This window comes from Ruegeria sp. D4, assembly GCF_056534475.1.
The window spans coordinates 40,045-54,022 of sequence record NZ_JBQFPJ010000025.1 but is presented as its reverse complement, the minus strand read 5'-3'; the positions used below and the strand labels follow the sequence as shown (position 1 = coordinate 54,022).

Below are 13,978 nucleotides of genomic sequence, written 5' to 3'. Positions count from 1 at the left end.
CCCTGATTGCCGCCTGCGAGGACGAGGGCCTGCCCCTGCTGCCCGGCGCTGCCACCGCCAGCGAAGCGATGCGCCTGCTGGAACAGGGCTACGACATGCTGAAATTCTTCCCGGCCGAGGCCTCGGGCGGCGCGCCTGCGCTGAAGGCCATCGGTGCGCCCCTGCCGCAGATCAGCTTCTGCCCGACCGGTGGCGTCTCGCCCGCAAATGCGCGCGATTACCTGTCGCTGTCCAACGTTGTCTGCGCCGGCGGCAGTTGGGTTGCGCCAAAGCAAATGGTGCTGAATGGCGACTGGGCAGGTATCGAGTCACTTGCGCGCGAGGCCTCGCAACTGGTGGATTGACGCGGCCGCAACCTGCGTTAGGTTAGGCGCCAATTCAGGCAAGGCGACCCATGACACAGCAAGTTTCCCTCGCGCGGGGGCGCGAATATCTGGCCATTCCCGGCCCCTCGGTCATGCCCGATGCGGTGCTGCAGGCCATGCATCGCCCATCGCCCAATATCTACGACGGCGAACTGATCGACATGATGCCGGCGCTGACCGCCGACCTGCGCCGCGTCGCGCGCACGCAGCATGACGTGGCCATCTATATCGCCAACGGCCACGGCACGTGGGAGGCCGCACTGTCCAATGTGATCGCACCGGGAGAAACCGTTCTGGCCCCTGCGTCGGGCCGGTTTACCCATGGCTGGGCCGAAATGGCCGAGGGCATCGGAGCGCAGGTCGACCTGATCGATTTCGGAACCGCCTCGTCGTGGGATTTTGACCGCATCGCCGAAGCTCTACACACCGATAAAGAACACCGCTACAAGGCGGTGCTGGCGGTTCATGTCGATACCTCCAGTTCGGTGCGCAACGACATCCCGGCCCTTCGCGCTCTGCTGGACGAACTTGACCACCCCGCGCTGCTTATGGCCGATTGCATCGCCTCGCTGGGCTGCGAACGGTTCGAGATGGATCACTGGGGGGTCGATGTCATGGTCACGGCCTGCCAGAAGGGCCTGATGACCCCCGCCGGTACGGGCTTTGTTTTCTTCAATGACAAAGCACAGGCCAAACGCGCAGCCATGCCTCGCGTGTCGCAATACTGGGACTGGCAGCCGCGCGCCAATCCCGACCTGTTCTACCAGTATTTCAACGGCACTGCGCCGACGCATCACCTTTACGGCCTGCGCGCCGCGCTGGACCTGATCCATGCCGAAGGGCTCGACCAGGTGTGGGTCCGCCACGAACGCCTTTCACAGGCGATCTGGAGCGCTTGTGAGATTTGGGCGCAGGGCGGTGCGCTGCAGCTCAATGTCGCCGACCGCGCCTTTCGCAGCCACGCCGTCACGGCCCTGCGCCTGACCGACGGTCAGGGCACGACGCTGCGCAGCTTTACCGAGCGAGAGCTGGGTTTGACCTTGGGAATCGGTCTGGGGATGGAGGACTGGGACGGCTGTTTCCGGCTTGGCCACATGGGCCATGTGAACGCTCAGATGGTTATGGCGATGCTGGGCGGAATGGAAACCGCCATGGCCGCCCTGAATATCCCGCGCGGCAAAGGGGCGCTCGAAGCTGCGGCAGCAACGCTGGCGGGCTAGTCCGAAAAGAACCGTCTTTTCAATTGGCTGACAATATCCCCGGGGGGAATCGCGCCCCGGGCACAGCGTTTCAGCCGGGTTCCGCCCTTGCCGCTGCAAGCGCCCCGGGCAGCGCGGCCGCAAAGGCGTCCAGATCGGCCTTCGCACCGCAACTAATGCGAATGCAACGGTTCTGTGGTGCGGCAAAGGGCATCCGCACAAAGATACCCTGCGCCACCAGCGCATCCAGAACCGCTTTGGCAAAAACCCCATCCCGCCCGCAATCGATGGCAACAAAATTGGTGGCCGATGGCAGGGGCACCAACCCGTTCTCCCGCGCGATCGCGCCAATCCTGTCGCGCGCCTCGGCAATCCGCCCCTGAACGTTGAACAGCCATGCGTCGTCCCGCAACGCCGCCAGCGCCCCGGCTTGCGCCGCCCGGTTCATTCCGAAATGATTGCGCACCTTGTTGAAGGCTGCAATCAGCCCTGGTGCTGCAATGGCGTACCCGACCCGTGCCCCGGCCATTCCATACCCCTTGGAAAAAGTCCGCATCCGGATCACGCGCGGATCATCCGCCGCGACCGGCGCTGCCGTTGCTTCCGGTGCGCATTCGACATAGGCCTCGTCAAGCACCAGCAGGCAGCCATTGGGCAATTCGTCCAGCGCGGTCACGATATCGGCACCCGCATGCCAGCTTCCCATCGGATTGTCGGGATTGGCCAGGTAGACCAGCTTGGCATCCACTTCTGCCGCCTTGGCAAACAGCGCCACCGGATCTTCTTGATCCTTTGCATAAGGCACCTTGTGAAGCACGCCGCCAAAGCCTGCGACATGGTAATTGAAGGTCGGATAGGCCCCGTCCGAGGTCACAACCGCATCCCCGGGCTCGACAAGCAGCCGAACCAGATAGCCCAATAGCCCGTCGATCCCTTCACCCACCACGACATTCTTCACGGACACGGCATGATGATCGGCGAGGGCATGGCGCAGATCGTGGTTTTCGGGATCGCTATACATCCAGATCTCGCTCGCGGCGCGTTGCATCGCCTCAATGGCGCGGGGCGAGGGACCAAACACGCTCTCATTCGCGCCCAGTCGGGCCACGAACGGCGCACCGCGGTCACGCTCCTGCGTTTCGGGCCCGACAAACGGGACGGTGGCGGGCAGGGATCGGGCAAGCGGGGTGTAGCGCGGATCAGTCATATGCGCAGATAAGCGCAGGGCGGCGGGTTGGGCAAGCATCAGGTCAGATGATCTGCCCTCACGTCGTGGTGGAACTGGCCATGCCTTTCAGGGCATGATCGGCGAAACAGGATCTGGGAGGCCTCGCATGGCGCGCGTATCCGTCGAATATAAAGACCACATTGCCCACGTCACGCTGACCCGGGGCGACAAGATGAACGCGCTGGACGATGCGATGATTAAAGCCATCCTGGCCGCCGGTCAGGAAGTCGCGGCCTCGGACGCAAGGGCCGTTGTTCTGTCGGGCGAAGGCAAAAGCTTCTGTGCAGGTCTCGACATGGCAAGCTTTGCCAAGATGGCCCATATGGACCCGACCGAATGGCTGATGACGCGCAGCCACCATGACGCCAACGAGATGCAGGAGCTTGCGCTGATCTGGCGGCGGGTGCCGGTGCCGGTGATCTGCGCCATTCAGGGCGTGGCCTATGGCGGCGGTCTGCAAATCGCTCTGGGCGCGGATATCCGTATCGCCCATCCCGAAAGCAAGCTGGCCGTGATGGAGATGAAATGGGGCATTATCCCCGACATGGGCGGGATGGTCCTGTTGCCGCAACTTGTCCGCTCGGACGTGTTGCGCCTGCTGACCTATACAGCCCGCCCCATCGGTGCCCAGCAAGCCGCCGATTGGGGGCTTGTTACCAGACTGTCGGATGATCCAATGACCGAGGCGCTGGCTCTGGCCGAAAATATCGCGGGCAAAAGCCCCTCGGCCATCCGTGCCGCCAAGCGACTGATCGAAGTGGCCGAATGCAAGGCCCGCGCAGAGGTGCTGATGGAGGAATCGGCGGAACAGGTGGAACTGATCGGCAAACCGGATCAGATCGAGGTCATCTCGGCCCAGATGCAGGGCCGCAAGCCCGAGTTCAAGTGATCACCGCATGAACGCCCGGCGCGCATCACGGGCCATGTTGTAACGCATCTCAAGATCGGCGATGCGCGCCATGGCCGCTTTTCGGTCTGCGGCATCGGTCAGACCGGCATAGACCTGTCGGGCCGCGTCCAGTTCTTTCCTGAGGCTGAATTCTTCGGGCAGCACACCGGCCTGCGCCATGATCCGGTGCCCGGCCGCAATGGCCGGATCGCTCTGGGCCTCGGTCGAACGATCGGGCAAGGGCTGACCTTCGCCGTTCAGCCCCTCTAGCTGACCTTCCGCCTGCGCCTTTTTGATCTGGCGTTCCACCAGTTTTCCAAGTGATCCAAGCATCGCAGGATTATACGCGACCATTGATGCAGACGAAAGCGTTCACCGGGTCCGTTTCGTAACCAGATAAGCAATGCCGCCTGCCGCCAGTCCCCAGACCGCCGCGCCCAAGCCGAACACGGTGATACCGGAAGCAGTGATTGCAAATGTCAGGATCGCCGCTTCCCGTTCGGCAGGAACTTCCAGCGCCGCAGAGGTCGCGTTTGCCATGACACCGATCAACGCTATCCCGGTCAATGTTCCCATCAGCAACGGGTCGGCATGGGCGGCAAACCCGGTGATCGCCACGGCAAAAATGCCGAACAGACAGTAGAATAAGCCTGCCATGACCGCGGACCAGTAGCGCAGGTCCCGGTCTGGATGGCTGTCCTCGTTCGAACACATGGCGGCGGTGATGGCGGCCAGACAGGTGGCAGGGGCTCCGAATGGCGCGGACAGAATGCTGGCCCCGCCGACGGCCGAGAACAGCCTGCTAGCTTCGGGTGCATAACCAAAACTGCGCATCACCGCGATGCCGGGGATATTCTGCGTGGCCATGGTCACGATGAACAGCGGAAGCCCGATGCCTATGGCAGAGGCCACCGAGAATGTCGGCATTGTCCAGACCGGCGCGGCGACCAGATGTTCAGGTCGAACCGGGCTGTCTCCGGCATTCAGGACGACGAGGGCCGCCGCCGCAACCGCGGCCGGCACCGCGATCAACCGATTGATCCGGCCGGCGACAAACCACGTTACGATGACCGGCAATGCCTGCCAGGGCAGCTCAACCGCCGCCTTGAATGGCACAATACACAGCGGCAGCAGAACCCCGCCCAGCATGGCCTGAGCCAGCGTTGTCGGGATCGCAGCCGCCAACCGCCCCAAAGGACGCCACAGGCCTGCCAGAACGGTCAGCGCTCCGGCGCACAGAAACGCGCCGACAGCCCCTGAAAAACCGGCGGCAGGGGTGGCAGAAACCGCCAGCAAAGCAGCGCCGGGTGTTGACCAGGCCACGCTTATCGGCTGCCGATACCAGAGGCTGAGGACTATGGCTGCCAGCCCCATTGCAACCGCAGCCATCATCAGGCCGGACGCAGCCTCAGTTGCCGAGGCACCCATGGCGGCAAGGCCCTGTAAAACAATCGGGAATGAGCTGAAAAACCCAACCACCGCCACCACCAGGCCGGTCGAAATCGTCTGCACGGGGGGATGGGAATGCGCCATTTCTGCCTCGGGGTTGTTTGGGCAAATTGCTAACAATTGCAAGCAGTCGGGAACAAGGGGAAAGCCGTGTCACCAAAAGAAAACCCCGCCGACAGGTGGCGGGGTTCGGGATTTGAGTATTTGGGAAAAGATGAAGATCAGGCGATTTCTGCCAAACGGGCAAGGGCCTCGTTCAGCTTTGCTTCTTCTTCTTCGCGGGCGGCGAGGTTGGCTTTGGCTTCCTCAACCACTTCTTCCGGGGCCGAAGCCACGAATTTGGGGTTGTTCAGGCGCCCACGCAGGCCGCCCAGTTCTTTGGCCAGCTTGGCCTTGGCTTTCTCAAGTCGTTCCTTTTCCGCGCCGATATCTATGATATCCGCCAGCGGCAGGCCGAAGGACGCGCCGGGTGCGGCAATCGAGATTGTGCCTTTGGGTAGATCTTCTGCGTTGGTCAGGCTGTCGATCCGCGCAAGGCGCTTGATCAGCGCCTCGTTGCGGTCCCATGCGGCCTGGCCGTTGGCGTCGATCTCGGTCACCAGCATCGGCACGTACAGACCAGCAGGCACCCGCATCTGAGCACGGGCTGAGCGGGTGTTTTCGATCACCGAGATCACCCAGTTCATCTCACGATCCGCATCCGCGTCGATCAGGTCGGCCGCAGAATAGGTCGGCCAGTCGGCGTGGACCACCATCTTGGCGCGGTTGCCGGTCAGGCCCCAGAGTTCCTCGGTGATGAAGGGCATGATCGGGTGCAGCAGAACCATGCACTGATCCAGAACCCAGCGCATGGTGGCGCGGGTTTCGGCCTGCGCTTCGGCATCATCGCCTTGCAGCAGCGGTTTGGACAGCTCCACGTACCAGTCGCAGACCTTGCCCCAGACAAAGGCATAAAGTCCATTGGCAGCGTCGTTGAAGCGGTAGCTTTCCAGCGCCGCGTCAACCTCTTCGCGCACGCGGGCGGTTTCGCCGATGATCCAGCGGTTCACGGCGGCCTTGGGCTTCAGGTCGGACACGTCCAGTTGCGGAACGGCGTCGGTAAAGACCTCGTTCATCTCGGCAAAGCGGACGGCGTTCCACAGCTTGGTGCCGAAGTTGCGGTAACCGGTGATGCGTTCGCGGGACAGTTTCAGCACACCGCCGATGGCCGCCATCGAGGCGTTGGTAAAGCGCAGCGCGTCGGCGCCGAATTCGTCCACGATTTCCAGCGGGTCGATGACGTTGCCGGTGGTCTTGGACATCTTCTTGCCCTTCTCGTCGCGGACGAGCTGGTGCAGGTAGACGGTGTGGAACGGAATTTTGTTTACCACGGCCAGTTGCATCATCATCATCCGGGCGACCCAGAAGAACAGGATGTCGAAGCCGGTGATCAGAACGTCCGTCGGGAAGTAGCGTTCCAGTTCCTCGGTCTGTTCGGGCCAGCCCAGAGTGCCGATGGGCCAGAGGCCGGAGGAGAACCACGTGTCGAGGACATCGGGATCGCGCCAAACCGGGTAAACCAGCTTGGTCGGGTCCTGTTCGACTGCATATTGTGCAAGGCTTTCGGCGAATTGATGAATCGCCTCCTGCTTGTCGGCGACTTCGATAACCGTCGCGTGGCTTAGCGGGCTGGGAATGTTGGCATTGTCGTCCAAGAATTTCTCGGTTACCGCTTCAAGGCTGGATGCACATTCCATAACGTTGCCACGATGCAGCATGCCGCCTTCGTTCAGCAATCGGCCCATCTCGACCAGATCAAGGTTGCCGTCGTTCTCGTCGTCGATGAAGTCTTCGGCAGACAGGTCGAGACCATACCAAACCGGAATCTGATGCCCCCACCACAGCTGGCGCGAGATGCACCAAGGCTCGATGTTTTCCAGCCAGTGATAATAAGTCTTCTCGCCCGACTCGGGGATGATCTTCACCGTGCCGTCCTTGACCGCATCCAGCGCGGGGCCGACGACCTTTTCGGCGTCCACGAACCACTGGTCGGTGAACATCGGCTCAATCACCACTTTCGAGCGGTCGCCGAAGGGCTGCATGATCGGTTTGCGCTCGACCAGCGGGACCAGCTTGTCCGCGCCTTCGTGCTCGGGCTTCAGCGCCGTCGAGCCCAGACGCGGGTCATCCGCGCGGCACATGACGGCCAGACCGTCGTTGGTGATCTCTTCCACCACTTTCGCGCGCGCCTCGAACCGGTCGAGCCCGCGCAGGTGATCGGGTATCAGGTTGATCGCGTCGATCTCGTTCTCGGTAAACTCACGCCCGCGCGCATATTCCTGCGCCTTGTCGGCCTCTTCGGCGTAGGGAGCCCCATCGGCCCGCATCGCGCCTTTGGTGTCCATCAGACGGTACATCGGAATGCCGCCGCGCTTAGCGACCATGTTGTCGTTGAAGTCATGCGCACCGGTGATCTTCACCGCTCCCGAGCCGAAATCGGGGTCCGGGTAGTCATCGGTGATGATCGGGATCTGGCGGCGGTGCTCTTTCGGGCCAACCGGGATTTCGCATAGCTTGCCAACGATGGGTGCATACCGCTCGTCCGAGGGGTGAACCGCAACCGCACCATCGCCCAACATAGTCTCGGGCCGGGTTGTCGCGATTGAAATGTAATCCCGCTCCTCGCGGAGGATCACATTCCCATCTTCATCTTTTTCCAAATACTCATATGTCTCGCCACCGGCGAGCGGGTATTTGAAGTGCCACATATGACCCGCGACCTCGATGTTCTCGACCTCAAGGTCCGAGATCGCGGTCTCGAAATGCGGGTCCCAGTTGACCAGCCGCTTGCCGCGATAGATCAGGCCCTTTTCGTACATGTCGACAAAGACTTTGATCACCGCGTCGTGAAAATTCGCAGAGTTTTCGTGCCCCGTGCGCGGGTCGCGCGGCGCGCCTGCCATGGTGAAGGCATTGCGCGACCAGTCGCAGGATGATCCCAGGCGCTTTAGCTGCTCGATGATCGTGCCCCCGTATTCGCCCTTCCATTCCCAGACCTTGTCCAGAAATGCTTCACGCCCCAGCTCGCGGCGCCCCGGCTGCTGGGTGGCGGCCAGCATCTTTTCCACCTGCATCTGCGTGGCGATGCCGGCGTGGTCCTGACCGGGCTGCCACAGCGTGTCAAAGCCACGCATCCGGTGCCAGCGGGTCAGAATATCTTGAAGGGTGTTGTTGAACGCATGGCCCACATGCAGCGCGCCGGTGACATTGGGCGGCGGGATCATGATGGTAAAGCTTTCGTCGCGCGAGCGGTTAGCGCCTGCCTTGAAGGCTCCGGCCTGTTCCCAGGCCTTGTAGATGCGGGCCTCGGCCTCGGCCGCGTTGAATGTCTTTTCCATCGCCATGGGATGCGTCCTGCGTCAACAAAATCGGGTCAGCGCTTGCAATAGCGAATGCACGCAGGAAGGGGAAGGGCGTCTGTGCTAACCGGCCATCCCAAATCGGTCTTTGAAATAGGTATCAACGCGCTGATAGGCTGGATCGTGGAAATCCAGCGTCAGCAGCGAATGGTCCTTGCCCGCATACTCAATCGTTTCGAGGTTCTCGCCAAAGGCGCTTTCCAGCGACCGCATCAGTTTTTGGGGCGACAGGTTGTCTTTGGCGTACCGCATCGCCAGACCGGGGCCTTTTTGTGCCATGCCCGCGCGCGCGTCTAGGATATCCTGCGAGCTCATATGCAGCTTGTCGCCGCCAAAGATCGGCAATGCGGGTTGGCTGGCCACGCCGCCAAGAACCGCGTCGTCGGCCATCAAGGTCAGAGCAAAGCTGCCGGTCAGGCACATGCCGATGACACCAACGCCCGCGCTGCCTTCCTGATCCCGGATATGACCCGCCAGCGCCCGCATCCAGCCCGCAACCGGGCTTTGGCGGCCTTTCGCGAACATGTTGATCTCGCGCCGGACGCAGAACAGCCGGGCAAAATTCCTGCCCGTCTGAGTTTTGCCGAACGTACCGAACAGGTGCGGAAGATACACCCGGAACCCCGAGTTGTTCAGCCGCTGCGCCAGTTCCAGCGTTTCCGGCCCGATCCCCGGCAGTTCCTGCAGGATCATGATCGGTGGACCTTCGCCCCCGACGTAAACGTCATGCGTGGCTTCTGTGCCGGTGCTGATAGGGGCGGTGAACGGGAATACGGCGTCATGTGTCCAGGTCATGGCGCCGACGCTATACCATTGGGATGCTGCTGGAAATCGAATTTCTTCGCGATCGACTGGACATCGCATATGCGGGGGCTAACCTCGCAGCCACAGCAGCCTGAAAGGGACAGCAATGGAAAAGTTCGGCAAAAGCCAGCCGGTCAAACGGACCGAAGATCACCGCTTTCTGACCGGGCAGGGGCGCTACATGGACGATGCCGTGCCGGACAATGCCCTGTATGCGGCCTTCTTCCGCAGCCCGGTTGCGCATGCGCGGATCATAGCGCTGGATCTGGATGCTGCGCGGCAGGTGGATGGGGTCCGCCTGGTCATGACGCTGGACGATCTGGCCGCGACCGGGATCGACACTGTAATGAACGCGGCGATCATGCCCAACCGGGATGGCTCGCAAGGCGCGGCGCCACAGCGGCAAATGCTTGCCAAAGACCGTGTGCGCTTTGTGGGTGAGCCCGTCGTTGCAGTGATTGCCGAGACGCAGCTTCAGGCGCAGGACGCGGTCGAGCTGATCTTGATGGAGACCGATGACCTGCCCGCCAAGCTGGATGTGGATGCGGGCGGAGAGCCGCTGCATCCCGAAGCCCCGGATAACCGCGCCTTTGACTGGGGGCTTGGCGATGAAACCGCGACCGAAGCCGCCTTTCAGTCCGCCGCCCATACCGTGGCGCTGAATGTGGCGGACAACCGGGTCATCATCAACTCGATCGAGCCGCGCGGCTGTCAGGCCAGATGGTCGGACGGCCGGCTGCACTTCGCCTACGGCGGTCAGGGTGTCTGGGCGATGCGGGGGCAACTGGCGCAGAAACTGAAGCTTGAAACCGAGGCGATCCGTGTCACCACGCCGGATGTGGGTGGCGGGTTTGGCATGAAGGTGATGCCCTATCCCGAATATTTCTGTGTCTGCGTTGCCGCCATGAAACTGGGGCAACCCGTGCACTGGATGTCCGACCGGTCCGAAGCGATGCTGTCCGATCATCATGGTCGCGATCTGACGTCTTTGGCCGAACTGGCTTTCGACGACAATCTCAGGATCACGGCTTACCGGGTCCACAGCAAGGTTAACCTTGGCGCCCATAACAGTCATTTCGGGCAGGCCATCCAGACCAGCCTGTTCAGCAAGGTGCTGATGGGTGTCTATGATGTTCAGACCACATATCTGCGGGTCGAAGGGTTCTACACCAACACCACGCAGGTCGACGCCTATCGCGGCGCGGGCCGGCCCGAGGCGATCTATGTCCTCGAACGGGTCATGGACCGCGCCGCGCGCGAACTGGGTGTCGATCCGTGGGAACTGCGGCGCAGGAACTTCATCAAACCTGCGGACTTCCCCTACAAAACCGCAACAGGGGAAACCTATGACGTCGGCGATTTCGACATGGTTCTCAGCCGCGCTGGCGAGCAGACCCGAGGCTTTGCCGCCCGAAAGGCCGCCGATGCTGAACGCGGCCTGATCCGGGGGCAGGGGCTTTGTTACTATATCGAAAGCATTCTGGGCGACCCTTCCGAAAACGCGAAGATCGAGTTCCGCGAGGATGGAATGGTGAACATGTGCGTTGGCACTCAATCGAATGGGCAGGGACACGAGACGGCCTACACTCACTTCCTGTCGGATCAGGCCGGGATACCAATGGACCGGATCGTGGTGGTCCAGGGCGATACCGACCGTCTGGCGCATGGCGGTGGGACGGGCGGATCCCGCTCGGTGACGGTGCAAAACACGGCAACGCTGGCCACAATCGACGTCATGATCGCCGCATTCACGCCTTATCTGGCCGGTAAGATGGGGGTCGAGGAAAACCAAGTGATTTTTGACCACGAAACCTTTCGGGCGCCGGGGTCCAACCTGACACCCACCCTGACCGAGGCCGCCGAGATGGCCCGCGCCGATGGCCGTACCGACCTGTTGCAACACACGGCACGCGCCGATCTGGAGGCGCGCAGCTATCCCAACGGCGCACATGTTGCCGAAGTCGTGATCGATTCTTTCACCGGGGAAACCTGGGTCGACCGCTATACAGTGGTTGATGATTTCGGAAACCTTATCAATCCGATGCTGGCCGAGGGGCAGGTGCATGGCGGGGTGGTGCAGGGCATTGGCCAGGCACTGAACGAACGAGTGGTGCATGATGCGCAGGGGCAACTGCTCACGGCTTCGTTGATGGATTACGCCTTGCCCCGTGCCGCCGGGATACCCATGATTAAGTTTACCTCGGCGCCGGTTCCGTCAACTTCCAACCCGATGGGGATGAAAGGATGCGGTGAGGCCGGGACCGTGGGCGCGCTGGCCGCTGTTGCAAACGCGGTTCAGGATGCGCTCTGGGATCATGGGGTACGGCAGGCGGACATGCCTTTCACACCTCACAGAGTATGGGAGATGCTGACACATGGTTCTGTCGCGGCTGAGTAGAAAGGTTCTGGGATGGCTAGGACGGCCGCTTCGCTCCGAGCACTCGGCCGAGGCGCTGCACCGCGAGCCAATCAGCCATGTCATCATTCTGGACGGCACCATGTCCACGCTGGAGCCGGGCCTTGAGACACATGCCGGTCAGACCTATCGCCTGTGTCGGGAAATGGGCAGCCAAGTCTCGGTCTTTTACGAATCCGGTGTGCAATGGGAAAGCTGGAAGTCCTCGCTGGATGTGATGATGGGGCGCGGCATCAATCGCCAGATCAGGCGTGCCTACGGCTATCTTGCCTCGCGGTACAAGCCCGGCGACCGGATCTACTTCATCGGATATTCCCGTGGCGCGTACGGTGTGCGCAGTCTTGCCGGTGTCATCGACATGATTGGCCTGCTCAAGGCCGAGCATGCCACCGAACGCAACATCAAACAGGCTTATCGCCATTATGAATGCAATCCAGGTGGAGCAGCGGCAGGTGATTTCCGGCGCAAGTTCTGCCATGACGAAATTGCGATAGAAATGGTTGGCGTCTGGGATACGGTCAAGGCGCTGGGCCTGCGCCTGCCCATGCTGTGGCGCTGGGCCGAGGATCGGCACGCGTTTCACCACCACAAGCTTGGTCCCTCGACCCGCCACGGCTATCACGCTCTGGCGCTGGATGAGACGCGCGAAGTGTTCGAACCGGTCCTGTGGAAATGTACGCCCGAGTTCCGCGGCCATGTCGAACAGGTCTGGTTCCGCGGCACCCATGGCGATGTCGGCGGGCAACTGAACGGCTTTGAAGATGCGCGCCCACTCAGCAACATCTCCCTGATCTGGATGCTGGACAAGGCAGAACTGCATGGTCTGCCCTTGCCGGACGGTTGGCGCGAGCGTTTCCCGGTCGATGCGTCCGCCAGATCAGTCGGGACATGGAGGGGCTGGGGCAAGATCTTCCTTCTGCGCAAGCATCGCAAAGTCGGTCGGGACCGCTCGGAACATCTGCACGTGTCGGTTTCACCGGATGATCTGCCGGGCTGGGTGCCCATGCCCAACTTGCCTTCTCATCCGGCGCAATAACCGCGACCGGCCATCCACCGCCGCCGGCGCTGCAAAATGTTGAATGCCCCTAATCAATCGCCTGGATCACGCAGCGACACTGTCACGTCATCCATGACATAGAACCTGTTCTGATCTGCCGAGGCGCTGACGGAAACATCGACGAACCCTTCGTTGTCAGGGGTGCCGTCAAGGTCGCGCAGGTTCGCCTCGGCAAATGGCGCCTCCAATGAAGCGTCACCAAAGACTGTGAGGCGATAAACCATGTCGTCCGGAAACATCGAGATCAGAACCGTGTGCCTGTCGCCGATGCTGTAGCTGCCCACCGGTGTATCAAACATGGAAATCTGGCCATTGTTGAAAACGACCCGGCCGACATACCGCCCCACGACACCGCTATCTAAGATCATTCCGCCATCATCCAGAATCTGCCCCTGCCACGTGATGTAGATCGGCGCGGTTTCGTCGCTGATCGGTGACGTCCGGAAAGTGATATGGTCGCCGGACGTCTCTGTTGCAGGTGGCCGCTCACGGATACTCAGGGAAAGATCGCCGGCAATGGCGTCTTCGGCGGATACGAAGAAGAACTCTTCTGATCCGACACTGATACTGTCGCCGGCGGGTGGCCCTGGCGGGTTGGACAGTGGCGACTGTCCGGGCGTCCCGCTCTCGAAATCCGCGTGAAAAATGGTGCTGCAAGATGTCGGCAATACGGCGGCGCAAAGGATGAGTGTGGAAGAATTGATAAATTTCATAGGACACTCCGAAACAAGAACGGACCCCAAGCGGTTTCAATACAATGCCGCCGGTGGATGCCTTCAGAATACCACAACCTGCATCGACCCGCCCAACGCCGCCCAAGAGCTGACCTGTTCCGGCTTCCGCGCGAATTTGCCACGCAGTGTCATGTCGCCCTGGGTGCTGTGGTGTGACGCGCCAAACTCGTACCCATCAGCAATCGCAGAACACACCAGAACGCGCCACATCTGCCGATTAGCCCCGCGCTCTGTCTGAATTATGTCGGGAGGATTAATTTGCCTAACTACGGGGAACCCCCAATACCGCAGCCCCGCTCGATTTGTTAGTTATCAGATAACGGAGCAACCACACACACACCTCCGTCCAACACTACACGGGGGGCTGGCCGAATAGACCCCCTCACTCATGCCAGCCCCTCAACCCTTTCCCAAAACCAAAGTGTATATGACAGGCATC

The 13,978-nt window shown here is 61.4% G+C and carries 12 protein-coding genes; 5 read left to right on the top strand and 7 right to left on the bottom strand.

What is annotated here, in order from left to right:
• On the top strand, positions 1–344 hold a 344-nt coding region (locus tag ACR0MI_RS22145), incomplete at its 5' end, for a beta/alpha barrel domain-containing protein (RefSeq protein ID WP_480855606.1).
• Between the two features lie 50 nt (positions 345–394).
• On the top strand, positions 395–1,585 hold the full coding sequence (locus tag ACR0MI_RS22140; RefSeq protein WP_170816800.1) for an aminotransferase class V-fold PLP-dependent enzyme: 1,191 nt from the start codon (positions 395–397) through the stop codon (positions 1,583–1,585).
• Between the two features lie 70 nt (positions 1,586–1,655).
• Here ACR0MI_RS22140 and ACR0MI_RS22135 read toward each other — a convergent pair whose 3' ends face one another.
• A complete protein-coding gene (locus ACR0MI_RS22135; RefSeq protein WP_170613772.1) occupies positions 1,656–2,771 on the bottom strand; it encodes a pyridoxal phosphate-dependent aminotransferase in 1,116 nt (371 codons plus the stop codon).
• A gap of 127 nt (positions 2,772–2,898) precedes the next feature.
• On the opposite strand from ACR0MI_RS22135, the gene ACR0MI_RS22130 reads away from it, so the two are divergent.
• Positions 2,899–3,681 (top strand): crotonase/enoyl-CoA hydratase family protein, encoded by a 783-nt coding sequence (locus ACR0MI_RS22130; RefSeq protein ID WP_170613193.1) that lies wholly within the window; start codon positions 2,899–2,901, stop codon positions 3,679–3,681.
• On the opposite strand, the gene ACR0MI_RS22125 is transcribed toward ACR0MI_RS22130, so the two are convergent.
• The 4 genes from ACR0MI_RS22125 to ACR0MI_RS22110 all read right to left on the bottom strand — a co-directional run bounded on the left by ACR0MI_RS22125 (position 3,682) and on the right by ACR0MI_RS22110 (position 9,323).
• Positions 3,682–4,014, bottom strand: a complete 333-nt coding sequence (locus ACR0MI_RS22125) for a DnaJ family domain-containing protein (RefSeq protein WP_170816801.1) — start codon at positions 4,012–4,014, stop codon at positions 3,682–3,684.
• 39 nt (positions 4,015–4,053) lie between these two features.
• Positions 4,054–5,214: a benzoate/H(+) symporter BenE family transporter gene (locus tag ACR0MI_RS22120; protein WP_170613189.1), complete on the bottom strand. Its 1,161-nt coding sequence runs from the start codon at positions 5,212–5,214 to the stop codon at positions 4,054–4,056.
• A 137-nt stretch (positions 5,215–5,351) separates the two neighbouring features.
• Positions 5,352–8,513, bottom strand: coding sequence for a valine--tRNA ligase (locus ACR0MI_RS22115; protein WP_170816803.1), 3,162 nt, complete (start codon positions 8,511–8,513; stop codon positions 5,352–5,354).
• Between the two features lie 78 nt (positions 8,514–8,591).
• Positions 8,592–9,323, bottom strand: coding sequence for a dienelactone hydrolase family protein (locus tag ACR0MI_RS22110; protein WP_170613185.1), 732 nt, complete (start codon positions 9,321–9,323; stop codon positions 8,592–8,594).
• A gap of 115 nt (positions 9,324–9,438) precedes the next feature.
• Here ACR0MI_RS22110 and ACR0MI_RS22105 point away from each other — a divergent pair, with 115 nt between their 5' ends.
• Positions 9,439–11,730 carry a xanthine dehydrogenase family protein molybdopterin-binding subunit gene (locus tag ACR0MI_RS22105; protein ID WP_170613183.1) on the top strand — a complete coding sequence of 764 codons (2,292 nt, stop codon included), beginning with the start codon at positions 9,439–9,441 and terminating at the stop codon, positions 11,728–11,730.
• Entirely contained in the window at positions 11,708–12,784 is a 1,077-nt protein-coding gene (locus ACR0MI_RS22100) for a T6SS phospholipase effector Tle1-like catalytic domain-containing protein (RefSeq protein WP_170816804.1), read from the top strand. Before ACR0MI_RS22105 ends, ACR0MI_RS22100 begins: the two co-directional genes overlap by 23 nt.
• Before the next feature lie 53 nt (positions 12,785–12,837).
• Here ACR0MI_RS22100 and ACR0MI_RS22095 read toward each other — a convergent pair whose 3' ends face one another.
• Positions 12,838–13,518, bottom strand: coding sequence for a hypothetical protein (locus ACR0MI_RS22095; RefSeq protein ID WP_170816805.1), 681 nt, complete (start codon positions 13,516–13,518; stop codon positions 12,838–12,840).
• Positions 13,519–13,581: 63 nt separating this feature from the next.
• Complete coding sequence (locus ACR0MI_RS22090) at positions 13,582–13,749, bottom strand: hypothetical protein (protein WP_170613177.1); 168 nt, start codon at positions 13,747–13,749, stop codon at positions 13,582–13,584.
• Positions 13,750–13,978 lie beyond the last annotated feature (229 nt).